Source organism: Aquicoccus porphyridii, from assembly GCF_008369105.1.
GTDB lineage: Bacteria > Pseudomonadota > Alphaproteobacteria > Rhodobacterales > Rhodobacteraceae > Aquicoccus > Aquicoccus porphyridii.
Map to the genome: position 1 here is coordinate 24,692 of NZ_VINQ01000025.1, position 17,112 is coordinate 41,803.

The window sequence follows — 17,112 nt, forward strand, 5'->3', positions numbered from 1 at the left end:
CCCGGTTCTTTCTTGGGAAAAATACTCAAAAACGCAACGTTGCCCAAATGCGCGCCGCGTCAGCCTTGCGCCCCCGGCGTGGCAAGCGTCACCACCTCCCCCACGCCATAGCCGTTGAACCGTGTCGCAATGGCCAGCGAATAGGCCCCCATGCCCTCGATCAGCACGAAATCGCCCTCCTGCACATCCCCCGGCAGGTTCAGCGGCTCGGGCAACCGGTCGAGACTGTCACAGGTCGGGCCAAACCCCACGCGCGGGCACGGCGCAGCCTCACGGGGCTGCCCGTCCGGCGCGAGAACCCGCAACCGCGTGTTCGGCCCGATATCGCGCAGCTCGGCCAGCCCGCCATAAAGCCCGTCATTGAGAAACACCGATCCGTCCCCGCGAATCGCCTTGATCCGCAGACCAAGCGTGAAACTCTCGGCCACCATCGCCCGCCCCGGCTCGCAAACAAGGCCCGGCGGCACATCAAAGGCCGCATCGGCCATCCCCCCGATCCGCGCGAAAATCGCCTCAAGGTCCGGCGCCGCCCCGTCGCGATGCGACGCGAATCCGCCACCCACGTTGAGCCGGGCAAGGCGCACACCCGCCTGTCGCGCCACATCCGCCGCCGCGCCGATATAGGCGGCCCAGGCCTCGGGATCGGCGCATTGCGTGCCCGGGTGAAAGCAGATCGCGGGCTGAAAACCGCGCCGCGCCACCTCGGCCAACAGCGCCGCGGCCGGCGCGGGGGCGAGCCCGAACTTCTCACCGAAATCGTAATGCGCGCCCTTCACCGGCAGGGCCAGGCGCACCGCCACCTCTTCGCCCGCGACCCGCGGCGCGCCGAGCTTGTCCAGTTCCGACAGGCAATCGACCGACCACGAGGCCACGCCCGCGCGCACCCCCTCGGCCACCTCGCCACGCGAACGCACCGGGTTGTTGTAATGCAGATCAAGGCCCGCACCCGCATCGCGCACCAATGCGATCTCGGCCGGGCTCGCCACGTCGAACCCGCGCACACCCGAAGCCACCAGGTTATCCAGAACCTCGCGCGACGGGTTGGCCTTGACCGCATAGGTCACCATCCCGGGAAAGCCGCGCAGAAACCGCCGCGCCGTGGCTCCAAGCCGCGCCGGATCGAAGAACATCACCGGGTGGTCGGGCCGGGTGCGGGCCAGGTACAATGCCGGATCGCTATGGGAAGCCTGTGGATACATCGCGCGCCTCATGGGTTGTTTTCACCCAGTATGTGCAGGCGCCAACCCGGAATCGCGCGTCAATACGGCGGGATTGACTCTTTCTTTCGTCATATCGACAATCATCTCATGCAAACTGACGAAACAGACGAAGCGCTTCTTGCGCTGCTTGCCGACAATGCCCGCCTGCCCGTGGCCATGCTCGCGCGCCGCCTCGGGATCGCGCGCACCACCGTTCAGGCCCGGCTCGACCGGCTGGAAAATGCGGGCGTGATCGCGGGTTACACCCTGCGCCGCGGACGCGAGGCCCGCCCGATGATCCGCGCCACGGCCCTCATCATGATCGAGCCACGCCGCCAGCCCGAGGTGCTGGCACGGCTCAGATCGCTTCCGGCGGTGATCGAGGTCCACACCACGTCAGGCCGGTTCGACCTCATCGCGACGCTCACCGCCACCACCACGGAAGAGCTTGATGACACGCTCGACCGCATCGCCGAAGCCAAGGGCGTGCGTGGCTCCGAAAGCCTCGTTCACCTTTCGACCAAGATCGACCGGCGGCGTTAGTATTTGCGGTTCTTTTCCGGGTTCGCGTCTGCGCTGCCCGGGCCGCAATGCGCCCCGGACGGGATAGGTTCGACAAGGCAAGGCCCGTTTTAGCGCGGATCAATCGGCCCAAGATCAAGCGCCAGCTCCCGCTCGATCGCTTCGGCCACATCGAGGCAGATCACGTCATCCATCCGGTCGCCGACCACCTGCACCCCGAGCGGGATCGGCGCCGCGTCCAGCGTGCGCACCGTCGCCGCGGGCAGACCCAGGAGGTTGCCGACATGCATGAACCGCTGCGCCTTCATGATCCCGGGCACGGATTCGGGCTCCTCGAAATCCTGGTCCGCCCGCATCGGCGGCAGGCTCGAAACCGGCATGATCAACGCATCGACATAATCGAACATCCGCGCCCATTCGCGCTGAATGGTCAACCGCCGCGCCTGCGCCTGCAAAAGCCCCGCAACATCCTGCGGCGGATAAAGCTCCAGCATCGTGTCGATCAACCCGTTGACCGCCTCGGACCCCATCTTGCGGATGCTCTCAAGCATCATCACCTTGATCTCGGTGTTGAGCAGCAGGCCCCAGGTCTGAGCGGCCTCGGCGGCCATCGGCGGCGTGACCTCGACCGGCTCGTATCCTGCCTGTTTCGCCGCGCCCACCGCGGCCTCGACCGCGCGGGCCACATCGGAATCAACCCCGTCGCCGAACGGATCGACACACCAGCCGACCCGCCGCGGGCTGTCCTCGCGCGCCCGCCCGCTGTCGGGGGCCGCGTTCCACAGCGGATCATCCGATGAGCGCCGCCGCAACACGTCATACGAAAGGCGCACATCACCCATGCTGCGCGCGATCACGCCCTGAACGCTCATCGACTGCAACAGCGGCGGGCGCTCGGCCGGGGCCGACGGGTTGAACGCGGGCACCCGCCCCATCGACGGGCGCAGCGTTGCACCCCCCACGCAATAGGCCGGATAACGCAGGCTCCCGCCCAGGTCGTTGCCGTGCGCCATCACCCCCATGCCACAGGCCACCGCCGACGAGGCCCCGCCGGACGATCCGCCCGAGGTCAGCCCCTTGTCCCACGGGTTGAGCGTGCGCCCCCAGATCGGGTTGGAGGTAAAGAACCGCAGGCTGAATTCCGGCGTCGATGTCCGCCCGATCACCACCGCGCCGCCCGCACGCATGTTGCGCACCACCGGCGCATCGCGTTCGCAAATCGCCTCGTTCAGCGCCGGAATCCCGTTGGGGTTGGTGTGCCCCTCGAAATCGACATTGGTCTTGATCGTCACCGGCAGCCCCCAGAGCGCGGGCAAGTCCTTTGGCCGGTTGGCGTCCATCTCCTCGGCCTGCGCCATCGCCGCCTCGTCCAGCGGATCGACAACCGCGCGCAGCCCCGGCTCGCAGTCCGCCACCCGGTCCAGATGCGCCCGCGTCACCTCGGCCACCTTCACATCGCCCTTGGCCAGCGCCTTCGCGGTCTCCACCGCACTCCACCTGATGATCTCGTCCATGTCGCTCTCCCTTCGGTTGGGCATAGCTAAGCATGCCCCTCCCCGAACCGTAAACATCTAGTCACGCGCCCCCGGCGGAACGTCACGGCAAACCGGACGCCTTCCCCCGGCCCTTCCCGATCAACCCCATCCGCCGGAACAGCCACAACTGGAACGCCACGACCACGCCCAGGAACCCGCACACCGCCCAGAAGGCCCAGCCGGTTTCCGCCCCCGGAATGCCGCCCACGTTGATCCCCAACAGCCCGGTAATCAGCCCCAGCGGCAGGAAAAGCGCCGCCACCACCGACAGGATCAGCATCTGCCGGTTCATCGCCTCGGCGCGCGCGTCCATGATCTGGTCATGCACCACCTGCGCCCGGTCGCGAATCGCGTCGAGTTCCTCGGCCAGCCGGGTCACCCGCTCGGTCGCCTCGCGCAGCCGCCCCCGCCCGGCCCGGTGCAGCCACGGCGCATCCTCGATCTCGAGCGTGGTCAAGGCATCGCGCTGCGGGAACATGTAGCGGCGGAGCACGATCGCCATCCGCCGCACATCGGCCAGGTCGCCGCGTTGCACGTGGTCCTGCCCCACGAGCACCTGATCCTCCAGGTCGTCGATCCGCTCATTGAGCGCCATCACCACCGGCTCGGCCCGGTCGGCCAGCCGCAGCGCGATCCGCGCGATCAATTCGCCGGGGCTGTCCGCCGCCTGTCCACCCTGGTGCTCCGTCACGATGTCGCGCATCGCGTAAAGCGGGCGACGCTGAAGCGTGACGACAAGCCGCTCCGACAGGTAGCTGCGCAGCGACACCATGTCCTCGGGCTCCGCCCCGGGCGTGAGATTCACCCCCCGCAGGTTCAAAAGGATCGTATCCTCGTGCACCGTGCAGCGCGGCCGCGTCTCCTCGGCGGTCAGCGCCGCCACCGCCAGCGGGTCAAGCCCCGACGCCTTGACCCAACCGTCGATCTCGCCCGCCAGCCCCGAAAGGTGCAGCCACAGAACCCCCTCACCAGCCGCATCCGCGATAACCTCGGGAAAGGCGATCTCCTCCGCCCCGCCCCGCCCGTCGAGCCGGAGTGCCACTCTGTCGCTCATCGCCTGCCTTCCTTTCCGCGGGCAAAAAGGCCCTTCCCGCTTTCCCTTTGCGCCCTCATTAGATAGAGGAAACCGAAACCGCACCCGGATCAAGCAGGACCATTCATCATGGCAATGGACAAGACATTCAACGCCGCCGAGGCCGAAGCCCGCATCTACCAGGCATGGGACGACGCCGGCGCCTTCAAGGCGGGCGCCAATGCCTCGCGCAGTGAAACCTTCTGCATCATGATCCCGCCGCCCAACGTGACCGGCGCGCTGCATGTCGGCCACGCCTTCAACAACACGCTTCAGGACGTGCTGATCCGCTGGCACCGGATGCGCGGCTTCGACACGCTCTGGCAGCCCGGCCAGGACCATGCCGGCATCGCCACCCAGCTTCAGGTCGAAAAGATGCTGATGCAGACCCAGCAACCCGGCCGCCGCGAGTTGGGGCGCGAGAAGTTCCTCGAAAAGGTCTGGGAGTGGAAGAGCGAATACGCCTACACCATCATCGACCAGCTGAAACGCCTCGGCTGCTCCTGCGACTGGTCGCGCAACGCCTTCACCATGGCCGGCGCCCCGGGCGATCCGCGAACGGGCCACGAAAATTCGCCGAATTTTCACGACGCGGTCATCAAGGTCTTCGTCGAGATGTACAACCAGGGCTACATCTACCGCGGCAAGCGGCTGGTGAACTGGGACCCGCATTTCGAGACCGCCATTTCCGACCTCGAAGTCGAGAATATCGAGACCCCGGGCCACATGTGGCACTTCAAATACCCGCTCGCGGGGGGCGAAACCTATACCTACGTGGAAAAAGACGAAGACGGCAACGTGATCCTCGAGGAGGAACGCGACTATATCTCGATCGCCACCACCCGGCCCGAAACCATGCTGGGCGACGGCGCGGTCGCGGTTCATCCCTCCGACACCCGCTATGCCCCCATCGTGGGCAAGCTGTGCGAGATTCCCGTGGGGCCCAAGGACCACCGCCGCCAGATCCCGATCATCACCGACGACTATCCCGATCCCGATTTCGGCTCGGGCGCGGTCAAGATCACCGGTGCGCATGATTTCAACGACTACGCCGTGGCCAAACGCGGCGCCATCCCCTGCTACCGTCTGATGGACACCAGGGGCCACATGCGCGCCGATGGCCGCCCCTACGCAGACGAGGCCGCGGCGGCACAGGATTATGCCCGCGGCACCCCCTTCACCGAGACCGAGATCGACGCGATCAACCTCGTCCCCGACCACCTGCGTGGGCTCAACCGGTTCGAGGCGCGGGAAAAAGTGATCGAGGAAATCACCGCCGAGGGCCTTGCCGTGATGACCCGCGCGGATGATCCGCGCCTTGGCACCACCGCGCTCAAACCCGACACCGAAGGCGCCGACAAGATCGTGCCCCTCGTCGAATCCAAACCCATCATGCAGCCCTTCGGCGACCGCTCGCAGGTCGTGATCGAACCGATGCTCACCGACCAGTGGTTCGTCGATGCCCAAAAGATCGTCGGCCCCGCGCTCGACGCGGTGCGCGAAGGGCGCACCAAGATCATCCCCGAAGCGGGCGAGAAGACCTATTACCACTGGCTCGAAAACATCGAACCATGGTGCATCAGCCGCCAACTCTGGTGGGGTCACCAGATCCCGGTCTGGTACGGGCTCGACCTCTCGTCGCACGGGTTCAAGGACGATGAAGGCGACGGCGCGCTCGACCTCGTGGAAATGTCGCGCTTCCTGTCGCGCCAGCACATGCTCATCGGCGAGGAACGCCACCACGCCGCCCCCGATTTCGACCACGTCAAGGCGGGCTTCCAGGACGTGCTCGCCACCCTGCCCACACCGCTCAACCACATGCGCATCATCGAGGTCGCGGACCGCGCCAGTGCCATTCACGAAATGGCCGAAGGTTTTGCCGAATACGAGGCGACGCGGGACCCGACCAAGCTGGTCTACCCGCTCTGGCGCGACGCGGATGTGCTCGACACGTGGTTTTCCTCGGGCCTCTGGCCCATCGGCACGCTGGGCTGGCCGGACGACACCGACGAGTTGAAGAAATACTTCCCCACCGATGTGCTGGTCACCGGTTTCGACATCCTCTTCTTCTGGGTCGCGCGGATGATGATGATGCAACTCGCCGTGGTCGAGCGCGAACCCTTCCACACCGTCTACCTGCATCAACTGGTCCGCGACGAGAAGGGCCAGAAAATGGCGAAAACCCGTGGCAACGTGGTCGACCCGCTCGAAATCGTGGGCGAATACGGCGCCGACGCGCTGCGCTTCACCATGGCGCAGATGGCAGCCCTCGGCGGCGTGCTCAAGCTCTCGACCGACCGGATCAAGGGCTATCGCAATTTCGGCACCAAGATCTGGAACGCCGTCCGCTTCGCCGAGATGAACGGGGTTTACGAAATCCCCGCCCCGGACGGCATCCCCACCCCGCAGGCCACGGTCAACACGTGGATCGTGGGCGAGGTCGCGCGCACCCGTGAAACCGTCGATGCGGCGCTCGCCGACTATCGCTTCAACGACGCCGCCAACGCGCTCTATGCCTTCACATGGGGCAAGCTTTGCGACTGGTATGTCGAGTTTTCCAAACCCCTCCTGCAAGGCGACGACGCCACCGCCCGGGATGAAACCCGCGCCACCATGCGCTGGGTGATCGACCAGACACTGATCCTGCTGCACCCGATCATGCCCTTCATCACCGAGGAACTCTGGCAACAGACCGCCAAACGCGACGGCCAGCTGATGCTCACCGACTGGCCCGATTACGGCGCGAGCCTCATCGACCCCGCCGCCGACCGCGAAATGAACTGGGTGATCGCCCTGATCGAGGAGATCCGCAGCGCCCGCCAACAGATGCACGTCCCCGCCGGTCTGCACCTGCCGATGCTGCAACGCACGCTCGACGACGCGGGCCGCACCGCATGGGCGCGCAACGAGGTGATGATCAAGCGCCTCGCCCGTATCGAAAGCCTCAGCGAGGCGGATGATTTCCCCAAGGGCACCATCACGATTCCGGTCGAGGGCGGCGAGTTCGGCCTGCCGCTCGCCGACATCATCGACGTGGACGCGGAAAAGGCCCGGCTGCAAAAGACGCTCGACAAGCTCGCCAAGGAAATCGGCGGCCTTCAGGGGCGGCTCAACAACCCCAAATTCGCCGAGAACGCCCCCGAAGAGGTGGTCGAGGAAGCCCGCGACAACCTCCGCGCAAGGCAGGAGGAAGAGGCGACCCTCAAATCGGCCATGCAGCGGCTCGCGGAACTGGACTGACACCCGGGCTTCATCTTGCCGGAAATACTCCACGGGGGTCCGGGGGTGTGAAACCCCCGGTCCTGCCCGACCGGTCACGCAACGCACGGTGCGTTAACGGATTTCCGGGCCCCCCGGCACCGCCCACAGGGGGTGCACGCCTGGCAGCCGGACAACAGCCGGGATTCACCCCCCGATTTTCCGGGTGAAACCCCGCGTTAACCCCACCGCGCGGTCAGGTGAATTTCGGGTCGCGCCGGGCCATGTTGGCCGCGATCACCTCCATCTGGTGCGGCTTGCCGATCAGGTCCGCCTGCTCCCGGCTCTCGGCCAGAAGCACCGCATCCTCGCCCGCATCCCCCTCGGCCACGGCGATCAACCGCTTGGCCGCGCGGATCGCGCTCGGGCTCTTTTTCGCAATCAGTTCAGCCATTTGCCGCGCCTGCGTCAACGGATCATCGGCAATCTCGCTGACCATTCCCCAGCCCAATGCCTGATCCGCCGTCACCTCCTCGCCGGTATAGGTCAGCCGCCGGATCACGTCCGAGCGCATCAGGCGCGGCATCAACACCATGCCCCCCATATCCGGCACCAGCCCCCATTTCATCTCCATCACCGACAACCGCGTCCCCGGATGCGCCACCCGCAAATCCGCCCCCAACGCCAGTTGCAACCCGGCCCCGAAAACCACCCCGTGAAGCGCCGCGATCACCGGCACCGGCACCCGCCGCCAGACCAGTGCAACCTCCTGATAAAGATTGGTGTTTTTCCCCTCCAGCCGCGGCATGATCGCGGCTTCCGGGTCACCTCCAGCAAGTGCCGCAAAGCTCGCCACATCGAGCCCGGCACAGAACGCCCGACCCTCGCCCGACAGCACCACGGCACGGATATCCGCGTCATCACACAGCGCCTCACCCGCCGCCACGATCGCCTCGGCCATCGCGGCATCAACCCCGTTCATCTTCTCCCCCCGCGTGAGCGTCACATGGGCGACATGATCCCTGATTTCCGTTGTCACGCGAGCCATCGGCATTCCTCCCTGGATTTCCGCGCCAGATTGCCCCGCCCGCCCCCGGCTGAGAACCCCTGACCCTGCGGCACACCCCGTCCGCCCCACCCGTCAAGCCTTTGGTAACACCTTGGCGCCATACTCTGCGCCACCCGGGCCGCATTCCCCATCTTGCCGTGCCCGGCGCATCCGGGTTAACTCGCGCCATGACACATGGACCGCGCCTGACCCGCCTTGCCCAATCCCTGCCCGCCACTGTGCCCTTTGTTGGCCCCGAGGCGCAGGAACGCACCCGCGGTGCCGCATTCGCCGCGCGCATCGGTGCCAATGAAAACGTTTTCGGCCCCTCACCCAAGGCGATCAAAGCCATGCAGCGTACAGCCAGTGAAATCTGGATGTATGGCGATCCCGAAAGCCATGACCTGCGCGCAGCACTCGCCCGTCACCACGGCGTGACACCCGAAAACATCATGGTCGGCGAAGGCATTGACGGGCTTCTGGGCTATCTCGCCCGCCTCACGATTGAGTCCGGCGACCGCGTCATCACCTCCGACGGCGCCTACCCCACGTTCAACTACCACGTTGCAGGTTTCGGTGGTGAGCTTGTCAAACTCCCCTATCGCGACGATCGCGAAGACCTGCCCGCCCTGCTCGAAAAGGCCGCCGAGACACAGGCGAAACTGGTCTATTTCGCCAATCCCGACAACCCGATGGGCACCTGGACCGAGGGGGCCGAGATCGAGGCCGCGCTCGATTCGACCCCCGAGGGCACGCTCCTGATCCTCGACGAGGCCTATGTCGAATTCGCCCCCGCCGGAATCGCGCCACGGATCGACATCGACGATCCGCGCGTCGTGCGGATGCGCACCTTTTCAAAGGCTTACGGCATGGCCGGGGCGCGCGTTGGCTATGCGATGGGGGCTGCCCCCTTGATCAATTCCTTCAACAAGATCCGCAATCATTTCGGCATGAACCGCACCGCACAGGCGGGCGCGCTGGCCGCGCTCGACGATCCGCAATACCTCGCCCAGACCATTGCCGACGTGGCCCATGCCCGGGATGAAATCACCCGTATCGCCACCGCGAACGGGCTCACCGCGTTGCCCTCGGCCACCAATTTCGTGGCCGTCGATTGCGGCGCCGACGGTGCCTTCGCCAAATCGGTTCTGGATCAGCTCGTCGCGCGGGGCATCTTCGTGCGCATGCCCTTCGCCGCCCCCGGCAACCGCTGCATCCGGATAAGCTGCGGCCGCCCCGCCGACCTGGCCCTGCTCGAAGAAACCCTGCCCAAGGCCCTCGCCGCCGCCCGGGGCTGACACGATCTTTACCGCCTGTTTGTCTTTTCCGCGCTACACTGCCCGGGAAAGGAATCGCGATGCAGAACGCCAACCGCGCAGCACCGGACTACTCCACCCCCGCGCTCGTCATGGCGCTGGTCAATCTCCTGTGGTCCTTCATGCTGATCTGGGCCAGCCTCGGCTTGCCCGCCGTGCTCGTTCTTGCGGTGCTGCTGAACTACCTGATTTCCCGGCTGGGCCATCATCGCACGCGACGGGCTGACGATCCCACGAACTGACCACGCCTCTTTCTTGGGAAAAATACTCGAATCCCCGCCCCCCTGCGCGCAGGACCAAAGCGGAGTCAGCCCTCCACCCGTGCCAATTCCGCCGCCGCCGCCGCAAGCGCCCCGCCGCCGCGCGGAATGTCCAGCGCCGCAAAACCAGCCTCGACCCCGCCCAAAAGGCCCATGATCATCTGCGTATTCACATGGCCCATATGGCCCATCCGGAAAAAGCCCTCGCCCTTCTCGTCCCCCGGCTCCGACATGCCCAGACCAATGCCCAGCGTCAGCCCCGCATGATCCTGAACCCATCGGCGCAAGCGCGGCCCGTGTGGCAGGCCGATACGCAAGGCCGTGACCGCATGCGACCGATGCGCCCGGTCACGGATGTTGAGGGTGAGCGGCCCCTCCTGCCCCCAGGCTTCACAGGCCGCCCAGATCGCGCGCGCATTGCGCGCATGCCGGGCCCAGATCGCCTCGATCCCCTCCTCGCGAATCATGTTCAGCGCCTCGCGCAATGCAAAGAGGTGATGCGTCGGCGCGGTGCCGCCGAAATACTGGTAATAGATCTCGGGATTCGCCCGTGGCCCCCAATCCCAATACCGGCTGACCCGCTCGACCCGCGCCCGCGCCTTGATGGCGCGGTCATTGAAGAACACGAACCCCAGTCCCGGCGGCACCATCAGCCCCTTCTGGCTCGCTGTCACGGCCACATCGACGCCCCAGTCGTCCATCTCGAACCGGTCACACCCCATCGAGGCGATACAATCGGCCATCAGGATCGCACCATGCCCCGCCGCGTCAATCGCTGCGCGCAAACCCGCCATGTCGTTGCGAACGCTTGACGAAGTGTCCACGTGGGTCGCGATCACCGCCTTGATCCGGCCCTCATGATCGGCGCGCAGCGCCTCTTCCACCCGGTTCGGATCAAGCGGGCGAGAGGTTCCAAAATCAATCATCTCGACCCCGGCACCCAGCCCCTCGGCCATTTCGGCCCAACCATGGCCAAAACGCCCGGTCGCAGGCATCAGCACCCGGTCGCCCGGATTGAGCACATTGGCCAACGCCGCCTCCCACGCGCCATGGCCGTTCGAGATATAGATCGCCGCGTGGCCTTCGGTCCGCGCCACGTATTTCAGATCGGGGATAAGCGTGGCCGTCATCTCGTGCAGCGCGCCCTCATAGATGTTCGGCGCCGGACGGTGCATCGCGGCAAGCACCCTGTCAGGCATCACCGAAGGCCCTGGAATGGCAAGGTATTCACGACCACCAGTATCTGACATCTTGGGATTCTCCTGATATGCCGCGCGACATTAGCCGCTGCCCGACCGGCGTCAATCCCGATCCACCCCCGATCCATCGTCGCGACGGCCTGCCTTGCCACATCGCCGCCCCTTGTCTACATGGGGCCTGACCGGGGCCGACACTTGGCCAATGAATGGACGGAACGCCGCGCATGACGCCGATCGCAAAATTCCACACCTGGCGTCGAAACCTGCGCGATGGTCTCAAGGTCAATACCCTCGCCACCGCCGAAGACCGCCGCAAGGCCCACCGCTACATGCTCTGGATCGACCACGAGATCCTGCGCATCCCCTGGGCCAACTTTGCGCAGGTCGCACCCGGCGTCTATCGTTCGAACCAACCGACCCGCGCGCGGCTCGAAAGATACGCGGCGCGCGGCATCAAGACGATCCTGTTCCTGCGCGCCACATCGCCCGTCCCGCCTTATCTCTTTGCCAGGGAAAACTGCGCGGCACTCGGCCTCACTCTGGTCGAGCGCAGCCTCTCGGCCCGCTCGGCCCCCAAGCGCGAAAGGCTCATGGACCTGATCGAGACCTTTCCAACGCTGGAAAAACCCTTTCTCATGCATTGCAAATCCGGCGCCGACCGGGCCAGCCTCGCCTCGGTCATCTGGCTTCTGACCCAGGAGGGGGCGAGCATCGCGCAGGCCCGCAAGATGCTCAGCCCCCGTTTCATTCATTTCAAATGGACGAAAACGGGAATTCTCGATTACATGCTCGACACTTATGAGGCGCGCACCGCCCGCGCGCCGATCGGCTTCGCCGAGTGGGTGGCCACCGAGTATGACGCCGACGCCCTTCAGGCCGGGTTCGACAACAAGGTGACCCCGAGATGAGCGATCACGCGTCCCCCCAGGAACACGACTCCGCCCTGCCAAGCGGCACGCGCAGCCGCGAATTGATCACGTGGATCTGGCGCGATTTCCTGCGCCGGCATTGGGCCGTGATCTTCCTGGCCTTCTGCTTCATGGCCCTCGAAGGCGCGATGCAGGGGGCGCTCGCCCTGATGATGCGGCCGATGTTCGACGATGTCTTCGTTGCCGGCGATCAGGGCGCGCTCATCTGGGTCGGCTTTGCGGTGCTGGGCATCTTCACCGTCCGTGCCGTGGCGGGCGTGGGCCAGAAAACCGCCCTGTCCTACATCGCCCAGCATACGGCCGCCGACATGCGCTGCAACCTGCTTGACGGGATCATGACGCAGGACGGCGGCTTTCACCAATCCCACCCGCCCGGCTTCCTGATCCAGCGGGTGCAGACCGACGTGACCACCGTCAACAACGTCTGGCCCAAGCTCATGACCGGGCTGGGGCGTGATCTCATCTCGCTTGTCGTGCTGATCGGGGTGGCGCTCTCGGTCGATTGGAAATGGACGCTCGTGGCCATGATCGGCGCGCCCCTGCTGATCGCGCCGAGCCAGCTTGTGCAACGCTTCGTGCGCGCCCGCGCGCGCGAGGCCCGCGATCTGGGCGCACGACTTGCCACGCGGCTGGACGAGGTGTTTCACGGGATCATCCCGGTGAAGCTGAACCGCCTCGAAGCCTATCAATCCAACCGTTACAAGTCGCTGTCGCGCGATCTCATCCGCACCGAGGTCCGCACCACGGCAGGCTCGGCCGCCATCCCCGGCCTTGTCGATGTCATGGCCGGGGTCGGGTTTTTCGGCGTGCTCTATTTCGGCGGGCGCGAAATCATCGAAGGCCAAAAGACGGTCGGCGAATTCATGTCCTTTTTCACCGCCATCGGCCTTGCCTTCGAACCGCTGCGCCGCATCGGCGCCATGGCCGGGCTCTGGCAGGTCGCGGCCTCGGGGCTGGAACGGGTGAAAGACCTCTACGACGCCAGGCCAACGCTCGTCTCGCCCGCAAACCCGGTGCCCCCGCCCAGCGGCGTTCCCGGGATCGCCCTGTCGGATGTGCACCTGTCCTATGGCGACACCACGGTTCTGGGCGGGCTCGACCTGATGGCCGAGCCGGGCAAGACCACCGCGCTCGTGGGGGCCTCGGGCGCGGGGAAATCGACCGTGTTCAACATTCTCACCCGGCTTGTCGACCCGCAGAAGGGCAAGGTCCGGATCGGCAATGTCGATGCCTCGGCCATGACCCTTGGCGACCTGCGCGATCTTTTCTCGGTGGTCAGCCAGGACGCGGCGCTGTTCGACGAATCCCTGCGCGAAAACATCCTTCTTGGCCGCACCGATGTCTCCGACGCACAGCTCGACAAGGTGCTCAAGGCCGCCCATGTCTCGGATTTCCTGCCCAAGCTGGCCCACGGGCTTGATTCGCCGGTCGGCCCGCGCGGCTCGAATCTCTCGGGCGGCCAGCGCCAGCGCGTGGCGATTGCCCGCGCGCTCCTGCGCGATACGCCGATTCTGCTGCTGGACGAGGCCACATCGGCCCTCGATGCCGAATCCGAGAGCGTGGTTCAGGAAGCCCTGGAAAAACTCGCCAAAGGGCGCACCACGATCGTCATCGCCCACAGGCTCTCGACCGTGCGCGACGCCGACCGGATCGTGGTGATGGACCGGGGCCGCGTCGTTGATCAGGGCACGCATGACGAATTGCTTGCCCGCGGGGGTATATATGCCCGGCTTCACGCGCTCCAGTTCAAGACCGACGGCCCCACCGCCGACAGTGTCGCCCAGGCCAAACTGGCCAGATCAAGCGCCGGGAAACCCGCCCTCACCTCGCCGCAGCGGGGGCTGATCGGGCGACTTGCACGACTCTTCTCGCATTGACCCCTGTTCAGCGACCTGCCGGCGCATATATTGCGGGGACGAACGGACAGGAGATGGAACATGACCCGCGCGATCTATCGCATCACCGGACCGGATCGGGAGAGTTTTCTGCAAGGGCTCGTCACCAGTGATGTGGCGAAGCTCGCTGATGGCATGGTCTATGCGGCCTTTCTCACGCCACAGGGAAAATACATCGCCGATTTTTTCCTGATTCCGGCAGATAACGCCGTCCTTCTCGACGTCGACGCCTCGATCGCCGCCCCGACGATCCAGCGGCTGTCGATGTATCGCCTGCGCGCCGACGTGCAGATCGAGGAAACCGCGCTGCACCTGCATCGGGGCACCGGCCCCCCCCCACCGGACGGCTTCGCCGATCCACGCCATCCCGACATGGGCTGGCGGGCCTATCGCGACACGCCGCAAACGGATGATGACACCGACTGGACTGCCCGCCGCGTCGCCCATTGCATCCCCGAAACCGGGATCGAGCTTACCCCGGACAGCTTCATCCTCGAGGCCGGTTTCGAACGCCTGAACGGTGTCGATTTCCGCAAGGGCTGCTATGTCGGGCAAGAGGTCACCGCCCGGATGAAGCACAAGACCCAGTTGCGCAAGGGCCTTGCCCGTGTGCGCCTCTCGGGCCCGGCCGAGCCCGGCACGCCACTCACCCGCGACGGCAAACCCGCCGGAGAGCTTCACAGCGTTTCGGGCGATCAGGCGATTGCCTATCTGCGCTTTGACCGGGCGGGTGACGGACTCATGGCAGGTGATACCGCCGTCACTTGGATAAAGGACTGACATCTTGGCCAGTCTCGACTGATCGAGTTCAATCCGTCCGGTTCGTTCACGGCCCGGGCATGTGCCTGCCCCGGGCATGTGCATACCCTTGGGTCGGCATCCCCTGAACCCGGTGCGCCGCGACACGAAAACGGGACCGGGTCACCCCGGCCCCGCCTTCGTGGAACACAACCAGATACTCACTACCCTCTTCCACGAAGCCTAGCGTTCCCGATCAAACCCGGGACATGTTCGCATGCCAACCCCGGTCACACTGGAAAACCGCGTTCCTTGCTACACGTTGAAACCGGCGGTTGGACTGATCCGAGACTGCGGTTTTTCCCACCGAAAGGTCAGGGGAAAAGCATGCACTCTTTCCCGCCCACTCACCATCCGGCCATAAAAAAGCCCCCGGGCACCTGTGCTACCCGGGGGCTTGTCAAATCAGGTCTGTCGCTCAGGCCCGTTCGGAATATTCCATCGTCTCGGTATTGACGATGATGGCCTCGCCCTGCCCGACGAATGGCGGCACCATCACCTTCACACCGTTGTCGAGGATCGCGGGCTTGAAGCTGTTGGCCGCGGTCTGACCTTTCACAACCGGCTCGGTCTCTTCGATCGTGCAGGTCACTTTCTGCGGCAACGTGGCGTTCAACGCCTCGTTCTCATAGAATTCGACCTGAATGGTCATCCCGTCTTGCAGGAACGGTCGGCGCTCACCCAGAATCTCGGCCGGAAGCTCGATCTGCTCATAGGTCTCGGCATCCATGAAGACCAGCATCCCGTCGCTCTCATAAAGGAACTGTTGGTCCTTTTGTTCCAGCCGCACACGTTCGACCTTGTCGGCACTGCGGAACCGCTCGTTGAGCTTGGACCCGTTGCGCAGGTTGCGCATCTCGACCTGGGCAAAGGCACCGCCCTTGCCCGGTTTCACATGGTCCACTTTCACAGCGGCCCAAAGGCCACCGTTATGTTCCAGAACATTTCCCGGGCGAATCTCGTTTCCGTTGATCTTCGGCATTGTTTCAAAACCATGGTAAAAGGTTGATCGGAATTTGGCCGCACCTATATCTGGGGCTGGTGCGAAGGGCAAGGCGACGAAATATCGTGTGGTATGCGCAAGAGACATGCAAATTTCACATGGAAGGTATGCGATTGCGGCCTATCCGAATCGAGAAAAACCCGTCATAAGGGGCCTCACGCCAAAATTGCAAGACCAATAAAAAGGACGAAACATGAAGGATTTCGTTGACGGCACGGCCTTCAATAACGAGCAAGGCAACCGTGCACGTAAACTGTTTGCAGCCGTTGTGTTGGCTGCTCTGGATGATGCTATTGCCGATGACAAGAAATATGGCAACGGCCCGGAACAAATCGCCCGCTGGGCCCGCTCGCGCGATGGCCGCGAGGTGCTGAGCTGTGCCGGGATCGACCCCAACGAGCGCGTTGTGAAGGGTCTGATGGAGTTCGTGTCCAAAGGGGTGCGCACCTCGGTCGCACTCTCGCGCGAGGAAAGCGAGCGCCGCCATGCCGCCGCCGCCGAACAGGCCGAGGCCGCCTGAAGCGCGCCCGAAAAGATACCTTGAGAGAATTGGAACCGGCTTTCGCAGACACGCGAAAGCCGGTTTGCTTTTGAGCCGGGTCATTTTCGAATAGCACGGAAAAATGCACGACCGATCCGAACGCGCATCCGGTGATTTGCGCAGCACGCCGCGGCGACAATCCACCCCGGATTCGGCGCTGAAACCTGTAACACCGATCACGCCCCGGACAGCGTGGCGGGCCACGGCGGCCATGCACGAGGGGTCGCACGACCTCGTGGCGATCACGTTTCGCATGGTTTTCGCCAACGGCGCCGTGATCCGTGAGTGATGTTTCAGAGGGCGTCTTTCAGATGCCAGCCAAACCCCTGATACCAAACCATAAAACGACACTCCCGGCCGCCAAGGGCGCAATCCTGCGCCGCTCTCGCATCCGCGCACGGCGCGGTGATCGCAGGTGTTTTGAATTCGCCCCCGGCAAGGCGCATCTTGGGGACAGATCAAAACAGATCGCCAACACGATCACTTCAACCCGAAAGGAAACGACATGAAACTCGCACTCACAGCACTCGCCACCACCATCGCCCTCGCCACCGGTGCCTCGGCCATGGTCGGCCCCTATGAACGCGCCGTCAACGA

Annotated in this window: 15 protein-coding genes; 9 read left to right on the plus strand and 6 right to left on the minus strand. The window is 64.9% G+C overall.

From position 1 onward, the window contains the following. Positions 1–59: 59 nt before the first annotated feature. On the minus strand, positions 60–1,199 hold the full coding sequence (locus FLO80_RS20085; protein ID WP_111367593.1) for a type III PLP-dependent enzyme domain-containing protein: 1,140 nt from the start codon (positions 1,197–1,199) through the stop codon (positions 60–62). A gap of 108 nt (positions 1,200–1,307) precedes the next feature. Here FLO80_RS20085 and FLO80_RS20090 point away from each other — a divergent pair, with 108 nt between their 5' ends. Next, entirely contained in the window at positions 1,308–1,742 is a 435-nt protein-coding gene (locus FLO80_RS20090) for an Lrp/AsnC family transcriptional regulator (RefSeq protein WP_111367824.1), read from the plus strand. Positions 1,743–1,831: 89 nt separating this feature from the next. Here the strand turns inward: FLO80_RS20090 and FLO80_RS20095 are convergent, their stop codons facing one another. Beyond that, the gene (locus FLO80_RS20095) at positions 1,832–3,235 is read right to left on the minus strand and encodes an amidase (RefSeq protein WP_188078367.1); all 1,404 of its coding nucleotides are present in this window, start codon (positions 3,233–3,235) and stop codon (positions 1,832–1,834) included. Between the two features lie 82 nt (positions 3,236–3,317). Further along, complete coding sequence (locus FLO80_RS20100) at positions 3,318–4,310, minus strand: zinc transporter ZntB (protein WP_111367589.1); 993 nt, start codon at positions 4,308–4,310, stop codon at positions 3,318–3,320. A gap of 108 nt (positions 4,311–4,418) precedes the next feature. On the opposite strand from FLO80_RS20100, the gene FLO80_RS20105 reads away from it, so the two are divergent. Then, complete coding sequence (locus FLO80_RS20105) at positions 4,419–7,568, plus strand: valine--tRNA ligase (protein WP_111367587.1); 3,150 nt, start codon at positions 4,419–4,421, stop codon at positions 7,566–7,568. A gap of 214 nt (positions 7,569–7,782) precedes the next feature. Here the strand turns inward: FLO80_RS20105 and FLO80_RS20110 are convergent, their stop codons facing one another. Continuing rightward, a complete protein-coding gene (locus tag FLO80_RS20110) occupies positions 7,783–8,574 on the minus strand; it encodes a crotonase/enoyl-CoA hydratase family protein (RefSeq protein WP_111367822.1) in 792 nt (263 codons plus the stop codon). 188 nt (positions 8,575–8,762) lie between these two features. On the opposite strand from FLO80_RS20110, the gene FLO80_RS20115 reads away from it, so the two are divergent. Together FLO80_RS20115 and FLO80_RS20120 are read left to right on the plus strand one after the other, a co-directional pair. Then, positions 8,763–9,872, plus strand: a complete 1,110-nt coding sequence (locus tag FLO80_RS20115) for a pyridoxal phosphate-dependent aminotransferase (protein WP_111367585.1) — start codon at positions 8,763–8,765, stop codon at positions 9,870–9,872. A gap of 59 nt (positions 9,873–9,931) precedes the next feature. Next, the gene (locus tag FLO80_RS20120; protein WP_111367583.1) at positions 9,932–10,132 is read left to right on the plus strand and encodes a histidinol phosphate aminotransferase; all 201 of its coding nucleotides are present in this window, start codon (positions 9,932–9,934) and stop codon (positions 10,130–10,132) included. Between the two features lie 65 nt (positions 10,133–10,197). On the opposite strand, the gene FLO80_RS20125 is transcribed toward FLO80_RS20120, so the two are convergent. Beyond that, complete coding sequence (locus FLO80_RS20125) at positions 10,198–11,400, minus strand: pyridoxal-phosphate-dependent aminotransferase family protein (protein ID WP_111367581.1); 1,203 nt, start codon at positions 11,398–11,400, stop codon at positions 10,198–10,200. A 173-nt stretch (positions 11,401–11,573) separates the two neighbouring features. On the opposite strand from FLO80_RS20125, the gene FLO80_RS20130 reads away from it, so the two are divergent. Genes FLO80_RS20130 through ygfZ form a run of 3 tightly spaced genes read left to right on the plus strand, consistent with a single transcriptional unit; the run spans position 11,574 to position 14,953 of the window. Beyond that, positions 11,574–12,257 (plus strand): fused DSP-PTPase phosphatase/NAD kinase-like protein, encoded by a 684-nt coding sequence (locus FLO80_RS20130; protein WP_111367820.1) that lies wholly within the window; start codon positions 11,574–11,576, stop codon positions 12,255–12,257. Then, complete coding sequence (locus FLO80_RS20135) at positions 12,254–14,155, plus strand: ABC transporter ATP-binding protein (protein WP_111367579.1); 1,902 nt, start codon at positions 12,254–12,256, stop codon at positions 14,153–14,155. The genes FLO80_RS20130 and FLO80_RS20135 overlap by 4 nt, the downstream gene beginning before the upstream one ends. Positions 14,156–14,215: 60 nt before the next feature. Next, positions 14,216–14,953 (plus strand): CAF17-like 4Fe-4S cluster assembly/insertion protein YgfZ, encoded by a 738-nt coding sequence (ygfZ, locus tag FLO80_RS20140; protein ID WP_111367577.1) that lies wholly within the window; start codon positions 14,216–14,218, stop codon positions 14,951–14,953. A gap of 436 nt (positions 14,954–15,389) precedes the next feature. Here the strand turns inward: ygfZ and efp are convergent, their stop codons facing one another. Next, entirely contained in the window at positions 15,390–15,953 is a 564-nt protein-coding gene (gene efp, locus FLO80_RS20145; RefSeq protein WP_111367575.1) for an elongation factor P, read from the minus strand. Between the two features lie 214 nt (positions 15,954–16,167). On the opposite strand from efp, the gene FLO80_RS20150 reads away from it, so the two are divergent. Further along, complete coding sequence (locus FLO80_RS20150) at positions 16,168–16,494, plus strand: DUF6280 family protein (protein WP_111367573.1); 327 nt, start codon at positions 16,168–16,170, stop codon at positions 16,492–16,494. Positions 16,495–16,597: 103 nt separating this feature from the next. Beyond that, entirely contained in the window at positions 16,598–16,804 is a 207-nt protein-coding gene (locus FLO80_RS20155; RefSeq protein WP_111367571.1) for a hypothetical protein, read from the plus strand. Positions 16,805–17,112 lie beyond the last annotated feature (308 nt).